Source organism: Streptomyces sp. NBC_00012 (genome assembly GCF_045040875.1).
Classification (GTDB): domain Bacteria; phylum Actinomycetota; class Actinomycetes; order Streptomycetales; family Streptomycetaceae; genus Streptomyces.
In genome coordinates this window covers 5,174,018-5,199,885 of the sequence record NZ_CP108309.1, presented here as the reverse complement: position 1 = coordinate 5,199,885, position 25,868 = coordinate 5,174,018, and the positions used below count along the sequence as shown (strand labels likewise).

Here is a 25,868-nt window from a genome sequence, read left to right as displayed (position 1 = left end):
GTGATGGTGCCGGATCGGATCCGGCCCGGGGCACTCCCCCGCACCACTCACAAGCCGACATGCCGTCGGCAGTTCACCGCTGCCCCGACCCGAGAGGACCCAGCCATGCCGGACACCACCACCAAGCCGACCCCTAAGCCCGCGCCCGAGGACAGCACCTGGAGTCACCAGCTCGCCGGAGGTATGCCCAACCAGGGCAAGAGTGCCGCTGACGCAGCGATTCGTAAGTAGCCGCTCGTTCCCGCATCACTCTGCCCGTGGAAGGAACCGCATGGACCAGAACCTGCCCGCCCCCCGGGCGGTCACCGTCGTCCAGCTCCCGGACGGTACCTACACCTACGCCGACGCTGCCCACCTGCCCGTGCCGCAGGCGGCGCCGCAGCAGATCGTGCAGCACATCCACCAGGCCCCGCCCGACCGGACCGTCCAGCGGATCGCGCTCGGCTCCGGTGTCGGCGCCGGAGCGGTCGCGGCCGGCGTCTACTTCGGCCCCCTCCTCGTCGGCGTCCTCACCGCCATCGCCGCGAACCTCGCCATCCTCGCGTTCCTCGTGGTGGTGCTGGCCTGGGGTGTCGTGACCGTCGTGAAGTCGGTCGGCGGCACGGACGGCCAGGCCGCCTCCAAGTCGCTCGCCAAGTCCCGTCGTCGCTGACCCGAAGGAGCCCGTCATGTCGTTCAAGGCAGGTACCAAGGTGCTGATCGTCTCGTGTGAGGACGACCCGCGTGCGGTCGGCAAAACCGGCCGCATCGTCGATGAAGTACCTCCCGGCCCGCTGACCGAGGGCCGGTGGACCGTGCACAGGATCAGCATCTTCATCGCTCCCGTGCTGTGCCACACCCACGAACTGCGGCCCGCCTGACAGCTGCCTGTCCACTCGGCCTCGTGCCGGGCGGGCGGGGAGCCGGACAGTCCGGCCCACATCTGGGAGGCACCGTCATGGAGAGCTACACCCCCGCCGAGAAGCGTGAGCGTGCCCGCCTGTTCCGCAAGGGCTTCCGCCAGGCCCTCGCCGACTGCGTCGACCCGAAGGTCGAGAAGGCGATCGAGCGAATCGACCAGCGGGCCGCCGAGCGCGGCGCGCAGGAGCTGCGGGCCCTGCACCAGGTGCAGGCCGACGCCCGCCAGACCCTCGCCAACGCCAAGGCCACCGAGCGCACCGCCGCCCGCACCGACCGGGCCAGCGCCCGCCAGGCACGCAAGCAGGCCGAGGACGCCGTGCGCCGCGCCGAACGCGCCGTGGCCCGCGCCGAGCGCTGAAGAAACCACCCCCGCCCCCATTCCAGGCAGGAGCACAGTCATGACCGAACTCGCTGTTGAGGGGGCCGACATGGGCACCCTGCACCACCTCGACGACCACCGACCCACCCCCACGGGTGAGAGCACGGTCGACCTGACCAAACCCGCCGCCCCCGATGAAGCCCCCGTGGCCGCCGAGACCCCGGCGTCGCGATGGGTGCGCTCCGGCCGCGCGATCCGGCGGGCGGCCACCCACGAGCGGACCCGTACCGCCGGGCGCCTGACCGTGCGGCACGGCATGTACGTCGTGGGCGGGGGACGGATCGTGGCCCGCCGCACCTGGGAGGGCCGCACCGCCGCCCGCTACGAACGGATGCTGCGGGCCGCCGAAGCCGCGGGGAACCTGGACCTGGCCACCGAGTGGGAGGAGCGCGGGGCAAAGTTCCGTGCCGCGCGTCACCAGCGGCGCATGGACCTGCTCACCGCCCCGGTGAAGTTCGCCAAGGGCGCGGCGGCCGGGGCCGCTGTCACGGCCGGCGGGCTGCTCCTGCTCGGGATCTTCCTCGCCATTGCGAACAAGGACTTCACCGACCTCGCCACGCCGACCATGGCGTTGATCGAACTGGTGCAATGGGTCGTCCTGATCATCTCCGTGGTCTGGGGGCCGCTGGTCACCCTGGGCCCGTGGGCGGCCGTGCTGGGTCTGTGGGCGGTCGGCCGTCACCAGAAGGCCGCCCCGCAGTGGGCCCTGCCCGCCAGGGACCGCAGCGGTGCGGGGGAGCCCATCACCCCGTCGATCGTCGTGAAGGCTCTGCGCGACCTGGGGATCTCCACGCTGCGTGCCGCCGTCAAGGAGATGGGGGATGCCGGGGCGTCGATGCTCGGCCCGATCACCATCGCCGGATGCGGCGTCGAGGTCGACGTCACCCTGCCGTCCGGGGTCTCCACGAACGAGGTGCAGGGCAGGCGCCGCAAGCTCGCCGAGAACCTCGCCCGGCACGAACACGAGGTGTTCATCACGATCCCTCAGGCCGCCCGCACCGTGCGGCTGTGGATCGCCGACTCCGGCGCACTGGACGAGCCGATCGGCCCGTCCCCGCTGGTCACTGACGACACCCTGACCGCCGACTACGCCAAGGGCTGCGCCCCCTGGGGTCAGAACCTGCGCGGCGACGCAGCGGCGCTGAGCCTGTACCAGCGGCACCTGCTCATCACCGGCCTGTCCAACCAGGGCAAGACCGCAGCCTTGCGGGCCCTGGCCCTGTGGGCGGCGCTCGATCCACGGGTGGAGTTCCGGATCTCCGACCTCAAGGGCGTCGGCGACTGGGCCATGTTCGAGGGCCTGGCCACCTTCCTCAACCAGGGCCCGGCCGACGAGAACGTGATCGCGGCGACCGAGATGGTCGAGGGCTTGGTCACGGAGATGAACCGGCGGATCGAGGTCCGCCGCAACGACCCGAAGGCCGTGTTCGCGCCGCTGATCGGGATCGTGGACGAGGCCCAGGTCGCGTTCATGTGCCCGGTCAAGGACAAGAACAACATCCCCTACGGCGGGTCCAAGGCCACCAGCCGGTACTTCATGGCCGTCCGCAAGGTCCACAACCAGGGCCGCGCCGTCGACGTGCTCCTGTACGAAGGCACCCAGGACCCCACCGACCAGAACCTTCCCAAGCTGGTCCGCGAGGGGGCCCACACCCGCGCATCCCTCGTCCTGGGCACCGAGTCGCAGGCCCGCATGGCACTGGGCGACAAGGCCGTGGACGGCGGCGCCGCCCCGCACCAGCTGCGGCAGGGCCTGGACAAGGGAACCCTGGTCGTCGCGTCCGACGGCATCGACGTCCCCGCCGGCCAGGCATCCATCACCGTGCGCACGCACTACATCGACGACGACCAGGCCAAGGCCATCACCGACCGCGCCAAGGCCCTGCGCAACGGCGTCACCACCCTCCACGTCATCGAACGGGACGAGGAGCGTGACCCGCTCGCCGACATCGCCACCGTGCTCGGCAGCGACGCCCGCGTCCGCACCCAGGAAGTCATCACACGGCTCGCCGCCCTGGACGAGAACACCTACGGCGGCTGGTCGTTCATCGACCTCAAGCGCGTCCTGGACGACGCCGGCGCCGAGCCGTACAAGTCCGACGGCCGCATGGTCGTCGCCCGCGACCGCGTCGCATCCGCCCTCGCCAACCGCGACGGCGACGGTTCCGCTTCCGCCTCGGAGTAGAGGGAGGCGAACCCGCACGGGTCAGGGAGGCAGGGAGAACTCCCTAACCGCCTCCCTGGCCCGCCTCCCTGGGCCTGACCAGCACAAACGATCAGACAGGGAGGCAGGGAGGCGCGCACGTCAGCACCCCTGAAACCCCCTCCACGCGCACCCCGGCAGGGGGTGCCCCAGCCTCCCTGACCGACCCGTTGGGGGAATTCCGCATCCTGCTCGACCAGTACGGCTACTCACCGTCTCAGCGACACGATCGCCCATCAGGAGGCCCCTCGATGATCCGCCCCGCGAAGAAGTACGAGCCCGCCGCCTCCGGCCCGGGACGCCGCTACCCGGTCGGAGGCACACGCCCCAACACCGGCCCGCGAAGCGACGAGTACCCCGACCTCCACCGCAAGCCCCAGGACCCCAAGGGCTCCTGACAAGCCGAGGGCGGCCCCCATCCCACCAAGAACCGGGGCCGCCCTCATCCAGCACAACTCAAGAGAACTGGAGACACCCAGCATGACCCAACCCACCCCCATCCGGCGAGACCATCTCCGGTCCGCCCTCGACTTGGCGGCAGCGGGCGTGCCCGTCCTGCCCCTCCGGGCGGGCAAGCGCCCGGTCGGCAACTGCCCCGCCTGTACGGGAAACGCGTGCGGAGGGCGCCCGAACATGAAGGTGCCAGGCCCCTGCCAGTGCCCACACCCCTGCCACGGATGGGCCGCCGCCACCACCGACCCCGCCGTACTCCAGTCCCCCGCATGGGCATCGGCATGGCAGCAGGCGCAGGCCGTCGCCTACCACCCTGGCGGCGCCGGTCTGACGGTCGTCGACCTCGACAACGCCGACGCCATCGCCTGGGCCCGCGAGTCCCTGCCCGCCACCCGGACCGTGCCCACGACTCGCGGGGAGCACTGGCTCTACCGGGGCGCCATGCGCTCGGTGAACGGTGTCCGTGAGGGTGTCGACCTCAAGTCCACGATGGCCTACGCCCGGTGGCTCGGCCCCGGCACCGGCACCATGACCGACCTGCCCGAAGCTGTGCGCGCGCTGGCCGTGAAGAGGCCGTCCACGGTCCGTCCCGCACGGCTCGCCTTCACGGCGGCCACGCCGGTCGGAGGCGGGGAGTGCCGCCATCGCATGCCCGCCTATCTGGAGCGTGGCATCGCCATGGCAGAGCAGCGCATCACCGAGGCCCGCAGCACGGTCCACGCGACCGTCTACCAGACCTTCCTTGCTGTGCTGTCCGCCCACGGCCGGTGCGGCTGCCTCACCGACACCCACATCGAGCGGCTGTTCACCGCCGCCCAGACCAAGGGTGAAACCGCCCGGCACTGCACCGACGCGTGGACCAACGCCCTCACCCGGTTGGGAATCTGACCATGTCCGAGGACGAGAAGAACCCCGCCCGCGAGATCATCACCGACTACGCCCAGGAGCACTTCCGGTACTTCCGCACCGCCGACGGCACCGTGTACGCGCAGAAGAACGGCCACCCCGTAGCCCGCCCGATCCGCTCCCAGGGCACGACCGGCAGCCACCGGCAGGAACTCATGGTGGGCCTGTTCAAGGACGGGCGCGGCGTGTTCAACGGGACCGCGCTCAAGGAAGCGCTGGACCTGATCGAGGCTCTGGCGCTGACCGAGGCCACCCAGCCCGTGCAGATCCGCGTGGCCCCCGGATTCGACGGGGCGACATGGCTGGACCTGGGCCGCAACGACGGGCAGTCCGTACGCATCCACCCCACCGGATGGGACGTCACCGTGCCCGACCCGCGGGAGGTGTGCTGGCGGCGCACCCAGCTCACCGGGGAACTCCCGTTGCCGGCCAAGGACACCGACGGCAAAGGCATCGACCTTCTGTTCAGGCTGACGAACTTCACCAACGCGGAGACCGAGTGCCTGGCCATGGCGTGGCTGATCGGCTGTCTGGGTCCGTCGGTGCCCGTCCCCGCCCCGTTCCTCACCGGGCCGCAGGGCGCGGGAAAGTCCACGGCCGGCCGGATGCTCGTCCGGATCATCGAGGGCATGAGCGGCGACCTGCGCCGGGCGCCGAAGGACGAGGAGAACCTGATCGCGGCCGTGGCCGCGGGGTGGGTCACCGCTCTGGACAACCTGTCCCACATGACGCCGGACCTGTCCGATGCCATGTGCTGCATCGTCACCGGGGCTGAGAGCGTCAAAAGGGCCCTGTTCACCGACGGGGACGTGCACCGGGCCCGCTACCGCCGCCCCCTGCTCCTGACCGGAATCGACGTGGGAGTCATCCGGCCCGACCTCGCGGAACGGCTCCTGCCCCTGCGACTGGAGCGCCCCAGCGTGAGGCGCACCGAGGCCGAGCTGTGGGCGGAGTTCGAGGACGCTTTGCCTGTCATCCTCGGCTCGCTCCTGGACCTCACGGTCAAGGTCCGCGCCGCTGAGGCTGAGACCCCCACCGATCTGCGCATGGCCGACTTCGCTCACCTGTGCGCTCAGTTCGACGCGGCGACCAGCCTTGGAGCGCTCAACGCCTACCGGGCCAGTCTGGACGACCTGAATGACGACGTGATCGAAGGTGACCTGCTCGCGCAGACCGTCCTCGCGCACGCCGACAGCATCGAACCGGGCGGCGAGCAGCGGATGACGTCCACCGAGTGGCTGCACTGCCTCAGCCGCGTCTACAGCAGCGACGAGCTGCGGCCCCTGCCCAAGGGGTGGCCGACGACAGGCAAAGTCCTCTCCGACCGCCTCAAGCGGCTCCAGCCCACTTTGGCCGCCCGTGGGGTCCTCATCGACTCGGGCCGCACCCGGGAAGGCCGCTACCTCGAAATGACCCGCCGCTCCACCACCTCGCCCCCAGACGAGCAGACGGAAGTGTTCTGACCCGCGACCACGTTCGCCCGGACAAGCAAGAAGAGCACCAGCCGCCCGTGCCGCGTGCTCTTCTTGCTGTTCGGCGGAACGCCGCCCGATGGTCGTGCCGCGCAGTGGCCCCTCATTCACGCTCTGAGAGGCCACCGGACTACTACAGACACCCCTTCTTTTTCCTAAGTAGGGAAGCTCTGCGTCACAGCGTCACGCGGACGGGGAAAACGGCCCCTGGCCTGCGGCTACAGGCGTGACGCAGACGGCCAGGCTCTGCGTCATCCTGCGTCACCTGCGTCACGCGGTGACGCAGCCCGTGACGCACCGATGACGCAGCCCCACACCGCCGCGTCACGCAAAACCACAGGTCAGAAGCCCGCGTGACGCTGGTGACGCTGTGACGCAGAAATCCGCACCTAGGACAGGCACAGCCGTCGCCCTCCCCGAGGAGTCGCACCGTGACCCCAAAACGTGCTCCCGAGACCGACCCTCAGACGACTCTGCGCGCCGGCCTCCCCGACCGCTACCTCACCCCGGAAGACCTCATCGAGATGTTCAGCCTGCCGAGCATCGAGACGCTCTACACCTGGCGCAAGACCGGAGTCGGCCCGCCCGCCATCCGCATCGGAAAGTACCTGCGCTACGACCCCACCGCCGTCCGCGCCTGGGTCGAGAGCAACACCAAATCCGCCGCCGCCTGACACCCCACCACCCAGCAGGGGCACGACCCACCCGGTCATGCCCCTGCCGCATGCCCACAGGAGCATCCTTTGGCCGGCCACATCCAAGACCGCTGGTTCAAGACCGAGACCACAACCGACGGCAAGACCATCCGAGTGAAGACCGACCGCCACGGGCTCGGGCTCCGCTACCGCGCCCGCTACATCGGCCCCGACGGCACCGAGAAGTCGAAGTCTTTCCCGGACCGACAGAAGCGGCTCGCTGAAAACTGGCTCGCCAACATCGCCTCTGACATGTCGCGGGGCCAGTACATCGACCCCCGCGCCGGCCGAATCACCTTCCGTCAGTTCGCGGAGAAGTGGGTCGCCACCCACACCACAGAGGTGAACAGCCGTGAGGCCGCCGAGCGACGGCTGAGGCTGCACACCTACCCGTACATCGGTACCCGACCGCTCCCGTCCTTCCAGCCGGGACACATCCGCACGTGGCTGGGCGAGTTGGAGACCGCCGTGCCTGCCGCCTCGCATCGCCGGATCGTGTTCGGCACGGTCTCGGCCGCGTTCAGTGCGGCCGTGGACGACGGGCTGATCAGCAAGAACCCCTGCAAGGCGAAGTCGGTTCAGGTGCCCAAGCCGAGCCACACCCGAGTCATTCCATGGACGGCACACCAGGTCTTCGGTGTGCGCGCCGCCCTGCCCGAGTATCTGCGGGCGACCGTAGACGTGGCGAGCGGGTGCGGTCTCCGACAGGGCGAGGTATTCGGGCTCTCCGAAGACGAACTGGACTACGAGGGCGGCTGGCTCGCAGTCGGGCACCAGCTCAAGCGCATTCGCGGGAAGTTCGTCTTCGCGCTCCCGAAGGGCGGCAAGGTTCGCGACGTTCCGTTGCCCGCGGCCGTGGCTGACGCCCTCAGGGCGCACTCGAAAGAGCATCCGCCTGTCAGGGTCACCCTGCCCTGGCGGACACCCGACGGGCCCCTCGTGACGAAGTCGCTCCTCTTCACCGGCTCTGCCGGCAGTCACGCCAGGGTGAGCTACTTCAACGACTTCATGTGGAAGCCCGCCCTCGCGGCTGTGGGCATCATCCCCGAGCCCGAGGAAGGCGAACGGTACGCGTCCGCCCCCGAGCACGGGATGCATGCACTGCGGCACTTCTACGCGTCCGTTCTGCTGGACGCGGGGGAGAACATCCGAGCCCTGAGTCAGTACCTCGGTCACGCCGATCCCGGCTTCACTCTGCGCACGTACACGCACCTGATGCCGAGCAGCGAGGGACGGACCCGTAATGCCGTGGAAGCCATCTACGCGGCCTCCCAGGACCATGATCACGGCCCAGGGACGGCCCAGTAGGCCCTACGCGGCCCCGTCCGGCAGGGAAACCGCTGGTCGGGGCCGCCTGCCCTGCCGTGCGCGAGGCTTCATCTACTTCTGGCCGATCTACACGGGCACACCGATCCCCGACGGGTCGTGGCGCGACCGGATGTGGCTGGACACCTGGATCTAGTGCCGTTACGACACGCCGGGCGTATTGTCCATATATGTGCGATGTTCGGCTGGTGCGACACGCCATCGGGTCGGCGGATCGTGACCGACGTTGCTGGAGGCACGACAGGCGGTGCGGCTCGTCGGTCAGCCGGGCCGACGGGGCTGCTCGTGCGCGGAGAGGCGTCGGCCGACGGGTGGGCCGGGCGCGGTTCGGCGCGGGCTCGGCATCAGTGCGGACGCCGCCCGGAATCGCTACGGGTGCATGAGGGGATCGCGGGGCGGTTTCATCGAGGGAGGGTGAGAACGTGCAGGAGACGGCGTCCACCCCCGCAGCCGGCTCAGGCCTGGATTTGCTGGATCCCGCGCTGGTCCGGGTCATGCAGGAGACCGGTGCGTCCGTGGGCGCGGTGTACCTGCTGCCGTCGGGCGAGACGGTACTGCGGATGGCGTTGCTGGCGGGGATTCCGCCGCAGATCGTCGCCCCATGGGTGCTGGTGCCGCTGTCGGCCCCGATCCCGGTGGCCGACGCCGTATGCGAGCGGCGCGTGGTGTGGGTCGCTGGCCGAGAAGAGATGGCACGCCGCTACCCGAGGCCCGCGCTCGTGGTGCCCTACCAATTCGCGGCAGCCGCAGCCCCGATCACCACGGGCGACACCGATCGGGGCAGCCTGCTGCTGCTCTGGCCCGGCTCGCATCCGCCGCAGCTGTCCCGGCAGGAGCGTGATGCGATCGACGTCTTCTGCCGCCACACCGGCCTGCTCCTGCAGCGGGCCGCCGACAGCGGCCGCCCGGTGCTGGCCGGAGCCGAGCCGCGGGTGCTGCCGCCGTGCCGCTCCCACAATCCCCGTCCGGGCGAGGCACTGGCCGCGGTCGACTTCGCCGAGCGCCTTCCCGAGGGCTGCTGCGCGCTGGACCTGGAAGGCCGGATCTCCTTCATCACCACTGCCGCTGCACAACTGGTCGGAGCAGACATCACCGACCTGCTGGGCGCGCTCCCCTCGGAGGCGCTGCCGTGGCTGGACGACCCGGTCTTCGAAGAGTGTTACCGATCCGCGGTGGTCAGCCGCCAGCCCACGTCCTTCACCGCCAGGCGTCCGCCGGACCGGTGGCTGTCCTTCCAGCTCCACTCGAACGCCTCCGGCACCAGCGTCCGTATCACTCCTGCCCCCACAGCTTCTGCCGAGGACACTGCGGAGACGCAGTACACCGCGTCGCCGACCACGCCCAGCCGAGCAAGGGAGCTCTACCACCTGCTGCACCTGGCCGCCACGCTCACCGAAGCCGTCGGGGTGCAGGACGTGGTCGACCGGGTCCCCCGCCAGATCATGCCCGCCTTCGGTATCCAGGCCCTCGCCGTGATGACCGCGGAGGAGGGCCGCCTGCGGATCATCGGCCACCTCGGCTACACGACCGAACTCATGGACCGCTTCGACGCCGCCCCCCTGACCTCCAATACTCCCGCGGTACACGTCCTGGCCACCGGCATTCCTGCCTTCTTCGCCACCTTCGCCGATCTGCAACGCGCCTATCCCCCCGCCACCCTCCAGGACAACATGGCCGCCTGGGCATTCCTGCCGCTGACTGCCTCCGGCCGCACCGTCGGTTCGATGGTGCTCGCCTACGACCGGCCCCACCCCTTCGCCACGGAAGAACGCGCCATCCTCACGTCGATCGCCGGGCTGGTCGCCCAAGCCCTGGAACGCGCCCGCCTCTACGACGCCCAATACCAACTCGCCCACAGCCTGCAGGCCGCTCTGCTGCCCCACGCCCTGCCCCCTGTCCCCGGCCTGGACCTGGCCGCCCGCTACCTCCCGACCACCCACGGCGTGGACATCGGAGGCGACTTCTACGACCTCATCCGCCTCGACGAGACGAACGCGGCCGCCGCCATCGGCGACGTCCAGGGCCACAACGTCAATGCCGCCGCCCTCATGGGCCAGGTCCGTACCGCCGTCCACGCCACCGCCGGCGCATCCCCCGGCGAAGTCCTCGCCCGCACCAACCGCCTGCTCACCGACCTCGACCCGGGCCTGTTCACCAGCTGCCTCTACATCCACCTCGACCTGGCACACCACCGTGCCCGCCTGGCCACCGCCGGCCACCCCCCGCCGCTCCTGCGCCACCCCGACGGACACACCGAAGTCCTCGACGTGCCGCCCGGACTCGTGCTCGGCATCGATCCGACCGCCGACTACACGACCACCGAGATCCCCTTGCCGCCCGGCGCCGTGCTCGCTCTCTATACCGACGGGCTCGTCGAAACCCCCGGCGTGGACATCGAGGACGCCATCGGCCGCCTCGCCGAGCATCTCGCACGAGCCCCGGGCAGGACGGCGGAGAGCCTTGCCGACAACCTCGTCCACCACGCCACGCAGTGTGCACCCCGCAACGACGACATCGCCCTGCTCGTCATCAACGTGCCACGGGCCGGCGGATGACACGAAACAGCCCACTGCCGCATCCCGTCCGACCGGCGCGCCGTGCGCCGTGCGCCGCGCGGCGGGTGCCGGCCGCTGCCGGCCGCGCGTATCGCGTTCCGATAACGACCGTCCCCGCTGTCACCACCGTCCCGTAGGGTGCCCAGCAGCATCCCCTTGAACACGTTCAAGGGGAACTCCTGGGGAGGGGACTGCGGAATGCGCAGTGGAGCGAAGGTTGCGATAGTCGGCGGAGTGTTCGCGGTCGTGGTCGGCGGGGTCGGCTACGGGGCGTACAACGTCCTGGACGGGCTGGGCGGCGGGGGCGGCGACGGTACGGACAGCAAGTCCACCTCCGCCGAGGTGAAGACGGGCCCGGTCACCAAGGCGGAGATCGATGACGCGTCGAAGAAGTTCCTCAAGGCGTGGGCGGACGGCGACGCGGACACCGCGGCCCAGCTCACCGACAACGCGGCCGAGGCCGGACCGGCCCTCACCGGCTACCGCGAGAGCGCCCATGTCACAAAGGCGGTGATCACCCCCGGCCCGGCGGTCGGCGCGAAGGTGCCGTACACGGTGAAGGCGACCGTCTCCTTCGAGGGCAGCTCCAAGCCCTGGTCGTACTCCTCCGAGCTGACCGTGGTGCGCGGACTGACCACCGGCAGGCCGCTGGTGGACTGGGCACCCGACGTGATCCACCCGGACCTGACGGACGGCGCGTCGCTCAAGACGGGTGAGGCGGCGGCCCCGTCGATCGAGGCCGTCGATCACAACGGCAGGGCGCTCACCAAGGAGAAGTACCCCTCCTTGGGATCGATCCTGGACGCGCTGCGCGCGAAGTACGGCGAGAAGGCCGGCGGCACCGCGGGCATCGAGACCGTGATCGAGAACGCGGACACGGACGGCCCCGACAAGACCCTGCTGACCCTCACCAAGGGCAGGCCGGGCAAGCTGCGGACCACCCTGGACGCCGACGCCCAGGCCGCGGCCGAGACGGCCGTCAAGAAGTTCAGCCAGGCCTCCGTCGTCGCGGTCCAGCCCTCCACGGGCGCGATCCGCGCGGTAGCCAACAACCCGGCCACCGGGTTCAACGCGGCGATGCAGGGCAAGCAGGCGCCCGGCTCGACGATGAAGATCGTGACCGCCGCGATGCTCATCGAGAAGGGCCTCGCATCGGCCGGCCAGAAGATCGAGTGCCCGCCGACCGCGACGTACTACAGCCGCACCTTCAAGAACCTTGACGACTTCTCCATTCCCGACGGCACCCTGACGACCAGCTTCGCCCGGTCCTGCAACACGGCCTTCATCAAGCTGATCGACGACACGAAGGACGACGCGGCGCTCCCCAAGGAGGCCCGCGACGTCTTCGGGATCGGCCTGGACTGGCAGACCGGCGTCGTGTCCTTCGACGGCAGCGTGCCCGAGGAGACCCAGGGCGAGGCGGCCGCCCAGTACATCGGTCAGGGCACGGTCCAGATGAACGCCCTCAACATGGCCTCCATCACCGCCACCGCGAGGACCGGAACCTTCCGCCAGCCGGTCATCGTGGACCGCGAACTCGACGGCCGTCCGATCGCCACCGCATCCCGTTCGCTGCCCACGTACGTTTCCCAGCAGCTCACCAACATGATGCGCCAGACGGCGAGTTGGGGCACCGGCAAGGCCGCGATGGCCTCGGTCGGCGGAGACAAGGGCGCCAAGACGGGCTCGGCGGAGGTGGACGGCCAGGCCACGTCCAACAGCTGGTTCGCCGGCTTCAGCAACGACCTGGCCGCCGCCGCGGTCGTCCAGTCCGGCGGCCACGGCGGCGACGCGGCGGGCCCGGTGGTGGCGGCGGTGCTGCGGGCGGGGTCGTGAGCCGCGTTCCGTGTGGAACCACGTCGCGTGCCCCGTACTGCGTTCGCTAGCGTGCGGGGCATGAGCGCTCCTGACGCCACCACCCCCGAAGCCCACCCCCGATTCGCCGAGGCCCTGCGGGAACTGGGCCTCGATGTCGAGGTCCGCCGGTTCCCGGAGGCCACCCGTACCGCCGCCGAGGCGGCCGCCGCGATCGGCTGCGAGCTCAGCGAGATCGTCAAGTCGCTGATCTTCGAGGCCGACGGCGTCCCGGTGCTGGTCCTGATGGACGGCTCCTCGCGCGTCGATCTGGAGCTCGTACGCGCGGAACTGGGCGCCGCGAAGGTCAAGCGGGCCGGGGCCGAACTGGTCCGGGAGACGACCGGTTACGCGATCGGCGGCGTGCCGCCCTTCGGGCACCGCACGAGGACCCGGGTGCTGGCCGACCGCGGGCTGCTGGACCACGACGTGGTGTGGGCGGCGGCGGGCACCCCGCACACCGTCTTCCCGCTCGACCCCAAGTCGCTGATCGCACACGCCGGCGGCAGCGTGGTGGATGTGCGCGAGCAGTCGAAGTGACACCGCTGGTCGCCTGTGCCGTCCTGATCGCAGCGGTCACGCACGCCAGTTGGAACGCGATCGCGCACGCGATCAAGGACCAGCTCGTCTCCTTCACCCTGATCTCCGGGGGCGGGCTGCTGATCGGCGCGGCCGCCGCCTGCCTCGTCCCGTTCCCGGCTGCCGGGGCCTGGCCGTATCTCTTCGTGTCGGCCGCGCTCCATGTGGCGTACATGCTGCTGCTGATGCGTTCGTTCACGCTGGGCGACTTCGGGCAGATGTATCCGATCGCCCGGGGCACGGCCCCGCTGGTGGTGACGGTCCTCGCCGCGGTCTTCGTCGGCGAGCACCCGGACGGCTGGGCCACGGCCGGGGTCGCGGTGGCCTCGGCGGGGCTCGTCGGGCTCGCCCTCTGGGGCATCCGGGGTACCGGCAGGCGCCCGGACTGGGCGGCGCTGCTGGCCGCCCTGGCGACCGGTCTGGCCATCGCCGGGTACACCACGGTGGACGGCGTCGGAGTGCGCGCCTCCGGCACCCCGCTCGGCTACATCGCCTGGCTGATGATCCTGGAGGGCCTGGCCATCCCGGCCTACGCGCTGTACCGGCGCCGGGGCGAACTCGTGGAGCAGCTGGGGCCGTTCGCCGTACGCGGGCTGCTGGGCGCGGCCCTGTCGGTGACGGCGTACGGCCTCGTCCTGTGGGCCCAGACGCGGGCCGCCCTGGCCCCGATCGCGGCGCTGCGGGAGTCGTCGATCATCGTCGGAGCGGCCATCGGAACGCTGTTCTTCAAGGAACGGTTCGGCGCACCGCGCATCGCGGCGGCGGGGCTGATGGTCGTCGGCATCGGGCTGATGCTGCACACGAGTTGAGCCCGACGGCCCCGGGGCCGGGTTCAGGGGCGGTGCGGATCGGAGTCCGAGCCTGCTGGAAGTTCTCGCTCGCGCCTCTCCCCGCCATGGGCGTTGCGTGGTGCGGGTAGGTGCCGCTGAGAACGGAGCCGCGCCTGGGCACGTTCAACGGGGCCGCTGGGCCGACGGATCGAAGGGCCTGAGCCGGCGGGACGCGTCCCCGGGCCGCCCCGGGGGCGCCGCGCTCAGCTCGCCGGGACCGACGCGAGGCGGGCCGGCTGCTCCTCGGTTGCCGGGGTCGCCGGGGCCGCCGGGGCCGCCGGCTTGGCGGCCGGGCGCAGGAGCACGGCGCAGGCGAGGGCGGCCAGCAGGGCGAGCGAGGCCGAGACGGTCAGGCACAGCCGCATGCCGTCGAGGAAGGAGTCGCCCAGGGCGGTCAGGGCCGGTCCGGTGGCGGCGTCCAGGTCGAGCCCGGCCACGGCGCCGAGTCCCTGCTCGCGGGCGGTGTCGAGGACGCGGTCGCCGGCCTCGGCGGGCACACCCGCGTCGGCGAGGCGGCCGGGCAGCGCGTCGAGGGCCCGGGTGGTCAGCAGGGCGCCGAGCACGGCGGGGCCGAGGGCTCCACCGACCTGGCGGAAGGCGTTGTTCCCGGCGGCGGCCATCCCGGCCAGGTGGTACGGGACGGAGGACACCGCGGAGGCGGTCATCGGGGTGAGTACGGCGCCCATGCCGAGGCCCAGCAGGGCCAGCCGCCAGACGATCGAGCCGTAGGAGGTGTGGGCGTCCACGCCGGTCAGCGAGAGCATCGCGCCCGCCGCGACGACCAGGCCCGTGGTGATCAGGACCCGGGCGGAGACCCGGTGCATCAGGCGCCCGATGGGCGCGCCGACGACGAGGGACACCCCGGACACCATCACCATCCGCAGCGCCGCCTCGATCGTGGTCAGGTGCTGGACCATGCCGAAGTAGAGACTCAGCACGAAGAAGAAGCCGATCAGCCCCAGGAAACTGATCATGGCGACCAGGGCGGTGGCGGTGAAGGCCGGGCTGCGGAACAGCGCCAGGTCGAGCATCGGGCTCGCGCTGCGGCGCTCCACGACGACGAACACCACCGCGGCGACCGCGCCGAGCACCAGAGCCGTCACCACGGCGGGCTCGCCGAAGCCGTCCGCGCCGCCCTCGATGACGCCGTAGACGACCGCGGTGACCGCGACGGCCGCGCTGATCTGTCCGGGCCAGTCGAGCCGGCGGCCGTGCGGGGCGCGCGAGTCGGGCAGCAGGAACGCCGCGACGACCAGCACGATCAGGGAGACCGGTACGGGCAGGAGGAAGATCCAGCGCCACGCGACGTGCTCCAGCAGCACACCCGCTATCAGCGGGCCCACGGCGAGCGAGGCCATCAGCGACATCGCCCACAGGCCGATGAGCCTGCCCCGCTCCCGGTGGTCGGGGACCGCGTGGCTGATCAGGGCCAGCGTCGTCGGCAGCAGCGCCGCCGCCCCCAGCCCGGAGGCGGCCTGCCCGGCCCACAGGGCCTGCACCGAGTCCGAGGACAGCGAGATCGCCGCGCCCAGCGCACAGAGGGCCATGCCCGCCTGGAAGACCCGCTTACGGCCGTGGACGTCGCCCCACACCCCGGTGGTCAGGATCAGCGCGGCCATCGGCAGCACGAAGGCGTCCGAGACCCAGGACAGCTGGGACGTGGAGGCGCCCAGAGCCCGCTGGACGGCCGGCAGGCTCACCGACACGGTGGTCACGGGGAGGTAGGCGACGAAGACGCCCAGGCAGGCCATGACGAGTGTGACGCCCCGCCCTGATCTGTCCTGTGTCGTTGCGGAGTTCACGAAGAGGTTCCTTCTGCTGGGGGTGGGTGCCGCGCGGGCACCGGCTGCGATGTGGGCACCGCCGTCCGGCGCGCGCCCGCTCCCGGGCGCACCGGCGTACCACCGCGTCCCGCGCGGTCCACCGGTCGCCCGCAGAGCCGCCGACCAGCTTCGCCCCGACCGTCGCCCCATCCCCAAGGGATCCCGGCAAACGTCGCAGAACCTCCGAATGGAGTGGTGCTCATGTGACCATTCATCCATGCCTGACGATCTGGACCGCAAAATCATCCATGGATTGAACTGCTCGCCGCGGGTCTCCTTCCGCCGCCTCAGCGAGGTCGTCGGGGTGTCCGAGCAGACCGTGGCGCGCCGCTACAACGCCCTGTGCCGCAGTGGCGTGGTCCGCGTCGTCGGGCTGAGCAGCCCCGCCGCCCACGGCCGGTCCGAGTGGATCGCGCGGCTGCGCTGCCGCCCGGACGCCGTGGAGCCCCTCGCGGATTCCCTGGCCCGCAGGCCGGAAGTCGCGTACACGAGCATCGCGTCCGGGGGTTCGGAGATCATCTGCATCATCCGTTCGCCCGCCAGGACGGCCCACGACGACGTGCTGCTGCGGCAGCTCCCCCGGGCGGCCTCGGTCCTCGACCTGAACGTCGACCTCCTCGTCCATGCCTTCGGCTCCCCGGACACGGCCGGCTGGACCGGCCGGGAGGGCTCGCTCACCGACGAGCAGGTGCGGCTGCTGACCGCGGAGCGCCCCACCCCCACCGGACCCCCGCTCGCCCCGACCGAGGAGGACCGCCCGCTCCTCGAAGCGCTGGCGGAGGACGGCCGCGCCTCCCACACCCGGCTCGCGGAGGCCACCGGCTGGTCCAAGCCGCGCGTGGCCCGCCGGCTGGAGGCCCTCGAAGCGACCGGCTCGCTGGTCTACGACATCGACACCGTGCCCGAACGCCTCGGCTACGAGCTCAACGCCACCCTCTGGCTCCAGGTCGACCTGCCCCGGCTCCAGGAGATCGGCGAGGAGCTCAGCAGGCACGACGAGTGCGCCTTCGCCGCGGCCATCAGCGGCAAGCACAACATCATGGCCGTGGTCATCTGCAAGGACACCCCGGACTTCTACCGCTACCTCAGCGGCCGCTTCGCCCGTACCGAGGGCATCAGGGGTTACGAGATCAGTGTGCGCGTGCGCCGTCTCAAGCTGGCCGCATCCCGCATCCTCCACGGGCGGCTCATCCACCCCGCGCTCGCCTGACGCGGGCGCGGGGCGGACCGGGCCCGCATCGGTCAGATGTCCGAAACCGCCTGCTGGAAACCGTAGTTCGTCGCCGTCAGGCCACCGTCCACGCGCAGCGTCGTCCCGGTGATCCAGGCCGCGTCGCGCGAGGCGAGGAAGGCGACGGCGGAGGCGATGTCCTCCGGCTCGCCGACCCGGCCGAGCGGGTAGAGGCCGCTCGCCCGGGACAGTTCCGCGTCGCGGCCCGCCCAGGCGTCCGTACGGATGGTGCCGGGGGCGACCAGGTTGACGCGCACGCCGCGCGGTCCGGCGTGGCCCGCGAGGGTGCGGGTGAGGCTGGCCAGGCCCGCCTTGGCCGCGCTGTAGCCGTGGTTGCCGAATGCCTGCTCGCCGTTGACCGAACCGATGTTGACGATCGCGCCCCGGCCGGAGGCCACCAGGTGCGGGAGGGCGGCGCGGGCGCAGCGGTAGGGGCCGGTGAGGCTGACGTCCAGGTCGCGCTGCCACGCCTCGTCCGGCTCGTCCTCGAAGAGCGGGACGTCCTTGGTGCAGGCGTACGCGTTGTTCACCAGCACGTCCAGGGAGCCGAAGGCGGCCACCGCGTGGGCCACCGCCGCCTCGACGGCCGCCCGGTCGGCCACGTCGCAGGGCAGCGCCTCGGCGGCGCCGCCCGTCTCGCGTATCGCGGCGGCGGTGCGCTCCGCGCGGTCGCCGTCCAGGTCGGTGACCAGGACGCGGGCGCCCTCCGAGGCCAGCCGGCGGGCCGTGGCCGCGCCGATGCCCCGGCCCGCACCGGTGATGAGTACGCCGTATCCGTCGAACCGTGAACCAGCGGAGCGATGAGGAGTCATAGCGCCGACCGTACTGCCCTGACCAGGGCCTGGGCACGGGGATCGGCGGTTACTCCCTTCTGCAGACCGTTCGTCACATAGCCGAGGGCGATGCCGGATTCGGGGTCGGCGAAGCCGAGTGAGCCGCCCCGGCCGGGGTGCCCGAACGAGCCGGGGGCGAGCAGCGGGGCCGCCGGGCCGTGCAGCATGTAGCCCAGCCCGAACCGGGTGTTGACGACCAGGACCCGGTCCGGGCCCGCCGACTCCTCGGTGCGGGCCAGGGTGAGGGTGGCCGGGGCGAAGAGGCGGTGGCCGTCGACCGGGCCGATCATCGCGGCGTAGCAGCGGGCCAGCGCGCGGGCGGTGGCGATGCCGTTGGAGGCGGGGAGTTCGGCCGCCCGGTAGCCGGGGTCGTTCTCGTCGGGGAGCGGGTCGATGGCGCCGAAGGCGCGGCGGGTGAGGGACTGCGGGTCGCGGTACGCCTCGGTGACGGACCGCTTGGGCCGCACCCGCAGGGTGCCGCCGTCGCCCGGGACCACGGGCGGTTCGACGGGCCCGATGCGGCCGACCCGGTGCGCCTCGTCCGCCGGGAGGCCGAACCAGAAGTCCAGGCCGAGCGGGCGGGCGATCTCCTCGGCGATCCAGCGGCCGACGGTGCGGCCGGTGACCCGGCGCACCAGTTCGCCGATGAGCCAGCTGTAGGTCTGGGCGTGGTAGCCGTGGTCGGTGCCGGGCTCCCACTGGGGGCGCTGGGCGGCGACGGCCTGCGGTCCGCTGATCCCGTCGGCCGCCTCGGAGGGGGTCAGCGGGCAGTCGAGCGCGGGGATGCCGGCCCGGTGGGCGAGGAGATGGCGCACGAGCACGCGTTCCTTGCCTGCCGTCTTGAACTCCGGCCAGTACGTGCCGACCGGGGCGTCCAGGTCGAGCTGGCCGCGCTGGTGCAGCAGCAGCGGTACGGCGGAGGCGACGCCCTTGCCCGCCGAGCGGACGACCTGCACGGTGTCGACGGCCCAGGGTTCCACGCCGTCGACGTCCCTCGTACCGGCCCAGAGGTCGACGACCTTGTGCCCGTCCCGGTAGACCACGACGGCCGCGCCGCGTTCGCCGCGCTGCTCGAAGTTACGGATGAAAGCATCCCGGACCGGTTCGAATCCGGCCGCCACCGTGCCTCGTACGTCCACGCCTGCTCCTGCGCTCCCGCTCATCCCCCCATGGTGCATCCCGTCGCAGGTCGGGGGTATGGCGGGTCACCTCCTGTTCACAGTCGCGGAACATGTCGAGCGCGTCCGCGAACATGTCCGCAGTCACGGAGCGCTCAGCGTCACCGAGCGCGGGTCGAAGCCGAAGGGCAGCTCCAAGCGGTGCTCGCGCATCAGCTTCTCGTCGCAGAGCAGGTCCTGCGTGCGGTCGTCGGCGGCGATGACGCCCTCGCTGAGGATCACCGCGCGCGGGCAGAGCTCCAGGGCGTACGGCAGGTCGTGCGTGACCATGAGCACGGTGACATCCAGGGACCGCAGGATGTCGGCGAGTTCGCGCCGCGAGGCCGGGTCCAGGTTGGAGGACGGCTCGTCCAGGACGAGGATCTCCGGCCGCATGGCGAGGACCGTGGCGACGGCGACGCGGCGGCGCTGGCCGAAGGAGAGGTGGTGCGGCGGCCGGTTCGCGTACTCCGCCATGCCGACCTGCTTCAGCGCCTCGGTGACGCGTTCCTCCAGTTCGGCGCCGCGCAGCCCGGAGGCGGCCGGGCCGAAGGCGACGTCCTCGCGGACAGTGGGCATGAAGAGCTGGTCGTCGGGGTCCTGGAAGACGATGCCGACCCGGCGGCGGATCTCGGCGAGGTTGCGCTTCTCCACGGGGAGGCCCGCGACCCGGACGGTGCCCGCTCCGGCGTCGAGGATGCCGTTGAGGTGGAGCACGAGGGTGGTCTTGCCGGCGCCGTTGGGGCCGAGCAGGGCGACCCGCTCGCCCCGGCCGACCGTGAGGTCCACCCCGAAGAGCGCCTGGTGACCGTCGGGGTAGGCGTAGGCGAGGCCGCTGACTTCCAGGGACGGGGACGGCGCGGGGGCGGTGGGCTGACTCATAGGGTCCATCCCAGCAGACAGATCGCGAGGGCGAGCACGGGGAGTGCGGCGGCGTGGGCCCACTGGGCGCGGGAGGCCGTCACCTCGTCGATGACCGGCATGGAACCGGCGTAGCCGCGGCTGACCATGGCGAGGTGGACGCGTTCGCCGCGCTCGTACGACCGGATGAAGAGCGCGCCCGCCGACTTGGCCAGGACACCCCACTGGCGTAGGCCGCGCGCCTCGAAGCCCCGGGAGCGGCGGGCGATCGACATCCGGCGCATCTCGTCGGTGATCACATCGCCGTACCGGATCATGAAGGAGGCGATCTGGACGAGCAGCGGCGGCAGCTTGAGCCGCTGGAGGCCGAGCAGCAGCGAGCGCAGTTCGGTGGTGGAGGCGAGGAGTACGGACGCGGCGACGCCGAGGGTGCCCTTGGCCAGCACGTTCCAGGCGCCCCAGAGGCCGGGGACGCTGACGGAGAGGCCGAGGACCTGGGTCTGCTCGCCGGGCACCACGAACGGCATGAGCAGCGCGAACGCGACGAACGGCACCTCGATGAGCAGCCGCTTGAGCAGGAAGCCCGCCGGGATGCGGGCGAGCGCGGTGACCGCGCCGAGCAGCACCGCGTACAGCGCGAACGCCCACATCGACTCGCGCGGCGTCGAGACGACGACCACGACGAAGCAGAAGGCGGCGGCGATCTTGCAGTGCGGCGGCAGGTCGTGGATCGGCGAGTGACCGTGCCGGTAGAGCTTGTGTGCGTGACCCGCGCCCATGTCAGACGGATTCCTTGTCGCGCGTGGTGTCCGCGGCGGCGTCCGGCGTGCGACGGCGGACCACGTAGAAGATTCCGCTGCCGACCACGACGGTGGCGCCGACACCGATCACCCCGGCGAGGCCGCCGGAGATCCGGGCGTCGGACACGTCCTTGACGCCGTAGTCGGCGAGCGGGGAGTCCTTGGCCGCGTGCTCCTCGGTCTTCTTGTCGATGCCCTGGTCGGCGGCGACCTTCTCCAGGCCGTCCGGATTCGCGGACGCGTAGTAGGAGACGAAGCCCGCCAGGACGAGGGCGGTGACCAGGCCGGTGGCCCAGATCCCGCGGTGGGAGCGGGCGGCGGCCGGGGCGGCCGGCTGCCGGGCGGGGGCGTCGACGAGCTCGCCGTCGACCCGGAGCTTGAGCGAGGTGGTGAGTCCGCGGGCGCCGTGCACCAGGTCGGGGCGTACGGCGATGACGGCGCCGACGGTCAGCGCGGTGATCACGGCCTCGCCGATGCCGATCAGCACATGGACCCCGACCATCGCGGTGAAGACCTTGCCGATCGGGATGTCGGTGGTGCCGCCGATCCAGTAGATCAGCGTGAAGGCGCAGGCCGCGGCGGGTACGGAGACCAGGGCGGCGACGAAGGACGCGACGGTCACGGAGCGGCGGGTCTTCGGCAGCACCCCGAGCAGCCCGCGGAAGAGGGCGTACGCGACGACGGTGGTCACGATGCCCATGTCGAGCACGTTCACGCCGAGCGCGGTGAGGCCGCCGTCGGCGAAGAGGATGCCCTGCATGAGCAGGACGACGGTCACGCAGAGCACGCCGGTGTACGGCCCGACCAGGATCGCGGCCAGCGCCCCGCCCAGCAGATGTCCGCTGGTGCCGGCCGCGACCGGGAAGTTCAGCATCTGCACGGCGAAGATGAACGCGGCGACGAGCCCGGCGAGCGGCGCGGTGCGCTCTCCCCCACTCTCGACTGTGCTCGAGCGGGAGGTGCCCCCCTGCTCACGCCGGGCGCCCCGCAGGCTGACGGCGACCGCACCCGCGGCGACGACTCCGGCGGCGGCGGAGACGGGCGCGTTGATGAATCCGTCGGGTACATGCATGGAGGGGCTCCGCTTCCTGCGGTCCTGGCGTCGCTGCGGACGATGGCAGATGACGATGTCGTGAACCGCTCAATGATAGGACCTTGTTGCGAACCCTTCGCAAGAGCGGCTCCGTCACAACTGCCCGTCGTCACAGCCCGTCACCACAGCCGTCACGACGGCCCGTCACGGCTGCCCACCGCGCCCCTCGCCGGAAATATGGGACATTGGATGACGAAGCAGTACACACAGGAGGAGTCGTCCCATGCCCCCCGTGATCCATGAGCAGGCAGAAGCCTGGCTCGTCAACGACACCGACGACCTCCCGGCCGTCCCGGTCGACCTGCTGTACGACGGCGACCAGGACCCGCGCACCGTCCACGTCTCCTTCCCCGGCGGCGATGACTGGTCGTTCGGCCGCGATCTGCTGGAGGGCGGGCTGCGGGCCCCCACCGAACGCGGCGGCATCCGGGTCTGGCCCTGCGGACGGACGCAGCTGGTCGTGGAGAAGCACTCGGCGGACGGCGTCGAGGTGGTGCAGTTCGACAGCGCGCCGCTGATCCGCTTCCTGGACCGTACGCACACCAAGGGCACCAAGCCCCCCGCGCACGCCTGACGGAAACCCGCACGGCGAAAGCCCCCGTGCCACTGACTCGCACGGGGGCTTCCGTCATCGCCCCGGTCCCCCGTCCCCACAGGTAACCGGTGCTTCCGGGGCCGCGCTCCGCTCGGACGCGGACCCCGGAGGCGCTCGTGGCCGCGGCCGCACGGCTCGGGTCGGACCCGGGTCAGGGCCGCGGCCGCACGGCTCGGCTCAGACCCGGGTCAGCTCGCGCTCACCGCCGGCGTCACCACCGGTGTCACCGCCGGTGTCACCACCGGGCGTCTCGTCGAGCTGCTCGCGCAGACCCTCGCCCTCCACGTCCACGTTCGGCAGGATCCGGTCCAGCCAGCGCGGCAGCGACCAGGCGCGGTGGCCGAGCAGGGCGAGGACCGCGGGCACGATCGCCATCCGGACCACGAACGCGTCGAAGAAGACGGCGATGGCCAGCGAGAAGCCGATCATCTTGACCATCTGCTCGCTGGAGCCGATGAAGCCGGAGAAGACCGCCATCATGATCACGGCCGCGGCCGTGACGACCCGGGCGCCGTGCCGGAAGCCGGTGACGATCGCCTGGCCGGGCTTCTCGCCGTGGACGTACGCCTCGCGCATCCGGGTCACCAGGAAGACCTCGTAGTCCATCGCGAGGCCGAAGACCACGCCCACCATGAAGATCGGCATCATCGACATGATCGGACCGGTCTGCTCCACGCCGAAGAGCGAGCCGAGCCAGCCCCACTGGAAGACCGCGACGACCGCGCCCAGGGCCGCGACGACCGAGAGCAGGAAGCCGAGGGCCGCCTTCAGCGGCACCAGCACCGAGCGGAAGACCACCATCAGGAGCAGGAAGGCCAGTCCGACGACGAGCGCCAGGTACGGCAGCAGCGCGTCGTTCATCTTCTGCGAGAAGTCGATGTTCATCGCGGTGGAACCGGTGACCAGCACCTCGGCCCCGGTGTCGGACTTGATGTCCTTGCCCGCGTCCCGGATCGCGTGGACCACGTTCTCCGTGTCCACGGAGCTCGGCCGGTCCTTCGGGACGACGGTGATCATCGCGGCGTCGCCGGCCTTGTTGAACTGGGCCGGGGTGACGGCGACGACGCCGTTGATGCCGGAGATCTCGTCGGTGACCTGCTTGGCGGCGGTCTTGCCGTCGGAGCTGCCCGCGGTGTCGACGACGACCATCAGCGGCCCGTTGAAGCCGGGGCCGAAGCCCTCGGAGAGCAGGTCGTAGGCGCGCCGCTGGGTGGTGCTGGTGGGCTGGGAGCCATCGTCGGGCAGGCCCATCTCCAGGGAGGCGGCCGGTACGGCGATCGTGCCGAGGCCGATGACGCCGACCAGCAGCACCCACACCGGCTTGCGGAGCACGAACCGCGCCCAGCGGGTGCCCATGTTCGGCTTGTCCTCGGCCCCGCCCGGCGCCTCGGCGGCCTTGCGCGCCTTGCGTCCCAGGACCCGCTTGCCCGCGAAGCCCAGCAGCGCCGGGACGAGGGTGAGGGCGATGAGTACGGCGAGGGCGACGGTGCCGGCCGCGGCGAAGCCCATCTTCGACAGCATCGGGATGTTCACGACGGCCAGGCCGACCAGCGCGATGACGACGGTGAGACCGGCGAAGACGACCGCGGAACCGGCCGTGCCGACGGCCCGTCCGGCCGCTTCCTCGCGCTCCCGGCCCTCGGCCAGCTCGGCGCGGTAGCGGGAGACGATGAACAGCGCGTAGTCGATGCCGACCGCGAGGCCGATCATCATCGCGAGGGTGGCGGTGGTGGAGCCCAGGTCCAGTACGTTCGCCAGCGCGGTGATCGTCGAGACACCGATGCCGACCCCGATCAGGGCGGTGAGCAGCGGCAGCCCGGCGGCGATCAGCGAGCCGAAGGTGATGACCAGCACCACCGCGGCGATGGCGACACCGATGATCTCGGTGGCGCCGGTCTCCGGGATCACCATGAGCGCGTCACCGCCGATCTCCACGCTCATCCCGCTCTTCTGCGCCGCGTGGCCCGCGTCCTCCAGGGCGTCCCGGGTCGCGTCGGTCAGCTCCATCGAGTTGACCTTGTAGGAGACCGAGACGTACGCCGTGGAGCCGTTCTTGCTGACGGCACCGGCGGTGTACGGGTCGGTGACCGAGGCGATCTGGTCCGAGCCCGACTTCAGCTCGCCGATGACCTTGCCGACCTCGGCCTTGTTCGCCGGGTCGGTCATCTTCTCGTTGTCGGGAGCCTTGAAGACGACCCGGGCGGTCGCACCGTCGGCACTGGCCCCGGGGAAGCGCTGTTCCAGCAGGTCGAAGGCGCGCTGGGCCTCCGTGCCCGGGATCGAGAAGGAGCTGGAGGTGGCGGTGGACGCGGAGGCCGCGCCGAATCCGGCGAGTGCCAGCAGTGCCACCCAGATCAGGGCGACAGAGCGGCGGCGCCGGAAGGCGAGCCGTCCGAGCTTGTAGAGGAATGTGGCCACGGAGTGGTACTCCCGGTCGGGTCGTGAGTGGAAAAGGGCGTGCGGAACCGGCCCGACGACGAAAGCGGCGTGTCAGGTGGGGCTCGGGGAGGAGCCGTACGGAGGGGGCCGTACGAAGGGGGCCGGCCGCGCGGGGCGGCCCGGGGAGTCAGACTCCGAGGGCGGGGAAGACCACGGATTCGACGTAATCGTTGAGGAACGCCTGGTCGACCGAGCGGTCCTCGACCAGCTGCCGGGCGGCGAAGGCGCCGATCAGCATGTGCGGCACGTACTTCAGCGCCGGATTGTCCGGACGCACCTCACCCCGGTCCACGGCTCGACGCAGCAGCTGGTCGAGACCGGTCATCTCCGGCTCGATCAGCAGGTCGCGCAGGGCCTGGTACAGATCGGGATTCTCGTGGACGGCATGGCTCAGGCCCCGCATCAGCGCGGAGTCCTTCTCCATCTGACAGTCGTCGCTGCGGTTCAGCACGGCGAGGAAGTCGCCGCGCAACGTCCCGGTGTCGATCTCTTCGAGGGACACCGGCTTGTTGTGCCGCAGAGCCTTGACGACCAGCTCGGCCTTGCTCCCCCACTGGCGGTAGAGGGTGGCCTTGCTGGAACGGGTGCGAGCGGCGACGGCGTCCATGGTCAGGGCGTCGTAACCGACCTCGCGGAGCAGGTCGAGCACGGCGGCGTACAGCTCGCTCTCACGCTCGGGCGTGAGCCGGGTGCGCGCCATGTCTCGACCTCCTGTTCGGATGCTCGCACTTCTGGTGCGCGTACGCCGGCATCTGCTGCTCGTACGTGAGCCTCTGCTGCTCGCACACCAGTCAATCGAACGAAACTGTTTCGTACACATCGACGGTACCCCGCCCTCCCAGCGAAACGAAATCGTTTCGCTTGTGTTCCGCGCCACAACTCGT

At 71.2% G+C, this 25,868-nt stretch carries 23 protein-coding genes; 15 read left to right on the top strand and 8 right to left on the bottom strand.

Features of this window, described 5'->3' with window-relative positions:
* Nucleotides 1-271: 271 nt before the first annotated feature.
* From OHA19_RS23980 to OHA19_RS23920, 13 genes are all read left to right on the top strand, one after another.
* Nucleotides 272-652 carry a DUF6251 family protein gene (locus OHA19_RS23980; RefSeq protein ID WP_405751510.1) on the top strand — a complete coding sequence of 127 codons (381 nt, stop codon included), beginning with the start codon at nucleotides 272-274 and terminating at the stop codon, nucleotides 650-652.
* Between the two features lie 16 nt (nucleotides 653-668).
* The gene (locus tag OHA19_RS23975; protein ID WP_405751507.1) at nucleotides 669-860 is read left to right on the top strand and encodes a hypothetical protein; all 192 of its coding nucleotides are present in this window, start codon (nucleotides 669-671) and stop codon (nucleotides 858-860) included.
* 77 nt (nucleotides 861-937) lie between these two features.
* Nucleotides 938-1,258 (top strand): hypothetical protein, encoded by a 321-nt coding sequence (locus OHA19_RS23970; protein ID WP_405751505.1) that lies wholly within the window; start codon nucleotides 938-940, stop codon nucleotides 1,256-1,258.
* Between the two features lie 40 nt (nucleotides 1,259-1,298).
* Nucleotides 1,299-3,464, top strand: coding sequence for an FtsK/SpoIIIE domain-containing protein (locus tag OHA19_RS23965; protein WP_405751502.1), 2,166 nt, complete (start codon nucleotides 1,299-1,301; stop codon nucleotides 3,462-3,464).
* 269 nt (nucleotides 3,465-3,733) lie between these two features.
* Nucleotides 3,734-3,880 carry a hypothetical protein gene (locus OHA19_RS23960; RefSeq protein ID WP_405751499.1) on the top strand — a complete coding sequence of 49 codons (147 nt, stop codon included), beginning with the start codon at nucleotides 3,734-3,736 and terminating at the stop codon, nucleotides 3,878-3,880.
* Nucleotides 3,881-3,962: 82 nt separating this feature from the next.
* A complete protein-coding gene (locus OHA19_RS23955; RefSeq protein WP_405751496.1) occupies nucleotides 3,963-4,823 on the top strand; it encodes a bifunctional DNA primase/polymerase in 861 nt (286 codons plus the stop codon).
* Nucleotides 4,824-4,825: 2 nt separating this feature from the next.
* The gene (locus OHA19_RS23950) at nucleotides 4,826-6,304 is read left to right on the top strand and encodes an ATP-binding protein (RefSeq protein ID WP_405751493.1); all 1,479 of its coding nucleotides are present in this window, start codon (nucleotides 4,826-4,828) and stop codon (nucleotides 6,302-6,304) included.
* A 440-nt stretch (nucleotides 6,305-6,744) separates the two neighbouring features.
* Nucleotides 6,745-6,987, top strand: coding sequence for a helix-turn-helix transcriptional regulator (locus OHA19_RS23945; protein ID WP_405751490.1), 243 nt, complete (start codon nucleotides 6,745-6,747; stop codon nucleotides 6,985-6,987).
* Nucleotides 6,988-7,056: 69 nt separating this feature from the next.
* A complete protein-coding gene (locus OHA19_RS23940; protein WP_405751487.1) occupies nucleotides 7,057-8,316 on the top strand; it encodes a tyrosine-type recombinase/integrase in 1,260 nt (419 codons plus the stop codon).
* Nucleotides 8,317-8,756: 440 nt separating this feature from the next.
* Nucleotides 8,757-10,889 carry a SpoIIE family protein phosphatase gene (locus tag OHA19_RS23935; protein WP_405751484.1) on the top strand — a complete coding sequence of 711 codons (2,133 nt, stop codon included), beginning with the start codon at nucleotides 8,757-8,759 and terminating at the stop codon, nucleotides 10,887-10,889.
* Nucleotides 10,890-11,087: 198 nt separating this feature from the next.
* A complete protein-coding gene (locus tag OHA19_RS23930) occupies nucleotides 11,088-12,725 on the top strand; it encodes a penicillin-binding transpeptidase domain-containing protein (protein ID WP_405713478.1) in 1,638 nt (545 codons plus the stop codon).
* A 60-nt stretch (nucleotides 12,726-12,785) separates the two neighbouring features.
* A complete protein-coding gene (locus OHA19_RS23925) occupies nucleotides 12,786-13,283 on the top strand; it encodes a YbaK/EbsC family protein (protein WP_405751481.1) in 498 nt (165 codons plus the stop codon).
* Complete coding sequence (locus OHA19_RS23920) at nucleotides 13,280-14,131, top strand: EamA family transporter (RefSeq protein WP_405713481.1); 852 nt, start codon at nucleotides 13,280-13,282, stop codon at nucleotides 14,129-14,131. The genes OHA19_RS23925 and OHA19_RS23920 overlap by 4 nt, the downstream gene beginning before the upstream one ends.
* Before the next feature lie 224 nt (nucleotides 14,132-14,355).
* Here OHA19_RS23920 and OHA19_RS23915 read toward each other — a convergent pair whose 3' ends face one another.
* Nucleotides 14,356-15,903: an MFS transporter gene (locus tag OHA19_RS23915; RefSeq protein ID WP_405721552.1), complete on the bottom strand. Its 1,548-nt coding sequence runs from the start codon at nucleotides 15,901-15,903 to the stop codon at nucleotides 14,356-14,358.
* Between the two features lie 289 nt (nucleotides 15,904-16,192).
* Here OHA19_RS23915 and OHA19_RS23910 point away from each other — a divergent pair, with 289 nt between their 5' ends.
* On the top strand, nucleotides 16,193-17,185 hold the full coding sequence (locus tag OHA19_RS23910; RefSeq protein WP_405713483.1) for an Lrp/AsnC family transcriptional regulator: 993 nt from the start codon (nucleotides 16,193-16,195) through the stop codon (nucleotides 17,183-17,185).
* 32 nt (nucleotides 17,186-17,217) lie between these two features.
* Here the strand turns inward: OHA19_RS23910 and OHA19_RS23905 are convergent, their stop codons facing one another.
* The 5 genes from OHA19_RS23905 to OHA19_RS23885 all read right to left on the bottom strand — a co-directional run bounded on the left by OHA19_RS23905 (nucleotide 17,218) and on the right by OHA19_RS23885 (nucleotide 21,929).
* Nucleotides 17,218-18,018, bottom strand: a complete 801-nt coding sequence (locus OHA19_RS23905; protein WP_405713485.1) for an SDR family NAD(P)-dependent oxidoreductase — start codon at nucleotides 18,016-18,018, stop codon at nucleotides 17,218-17,220.
* Nucleotides 18,015-19,178: a serine hydrolase domain-containing protein gene (locus OHA19_RS23900; RefSeq protein ID WP_405721555.1), complete on the bottom strand. Its 1,164-nt coding sequence runs from the start codon at nucleotides 19,176-19,178 to the stop codon at nucleotides 18,015-18,017. Before OHA19_RS23900 ends, OHA19_RS23905 begins: the two co-directional genes overlap by 4 nt.
* A gap of 123 nt (nucleotides 19,179-19,301) precedes the next feature.
* Nucleotides 19,302-20,078 (bottom strand): energy-coupling factor ABC transporter ATP-binding protein, encoded by a 777-nt coding sequence (locus OHA19_RS23895; protein ID WP_405713487.1) that lies wholly within the window; start codon nucleotides 20,076-20,078, stop codon nucleotides 19,302-19,304.
* Entirely contained in the window at nucleotides 20,075-20,836 is a 762-nt protein-coding gene (cbiQ, locus tag OHA19_RS23890; protein WP_405713489.1) for a cobalt ECF transporter T component CbiQ, read from the bottom strand. The genes OHA19_RS23895 and cbiQ overlap by 4 nt, the downstream gene beginning before the upstream one ends.
* 1 nt (nucleotide 20,837) lies before the next feature.
* Nucleotides 20,838-21,929, bottom strand: a complete 1,092-nt coding sequence (locus OHA19_RS23885) for an energy-coupling factor ABC transporter permease (protein ID WP_405751478.1) — start codon at nucleotides 21,927-21,929, stop codon at nucleotides 20,838-20,840.
* Between the two features lie 244 nt (nucleotides 21,930-22,173).
* Here OHA19_RS23885 and OHA19_RS23880 point away from each other — a divergent pair, with 244 nt between their 5' ends.
* Nucleotides 22,174-22,524 carry an SsgA family sporulation/cell division regulator gene (locus OHA19_RS23880; protein ID WP_405713493.1) on the top strand — a complete coding sequence of 117 codons (351 nt, stop codon included), beginning with the start codon at nucleotides 22,174-22,176 and terminating at the stop codon, nucleotides 22,522-22,524.
* A 198-nt stretch (nucleotides 22,525-22,722) separates the two neighbouring features.
* Here the strand turns inward: OHA19_RS23880 and OHA19_RS23875 are convergent, their stop codons facing one another.
* The gene (locus OHA19_RS23875) at nucleotides 22,723-24,963 is read right to left on the bottom strand and encodes an MMPL family transporter (RefSeq protein WP_405751475.1); all 2,241 of its coding nucleotides are present in this window, start codon (nucleotides 24,961-24,963) and stop codon (nucleotides 22,723-22,725) included.
* 148 nt (nucleotides 24,964-25,111) lie between these two features.
* The gene (locus OHA19_RS23870) at nucleotides 25,112-25,684 is read right to left on the bottom strand and encodes a TetR/AcrR family transcriptional regulator (RefSeq protein ID WP_405713497.1); all 573 of its coding nucleotides are present in this window, start codon (nucleotides 25,682-25,684) and stop codon (nucleotides 25,112-25,114) included.
* Between the last annotated feature and the right edge of the window lie 184 nt (nucleotides 25,685-25,868).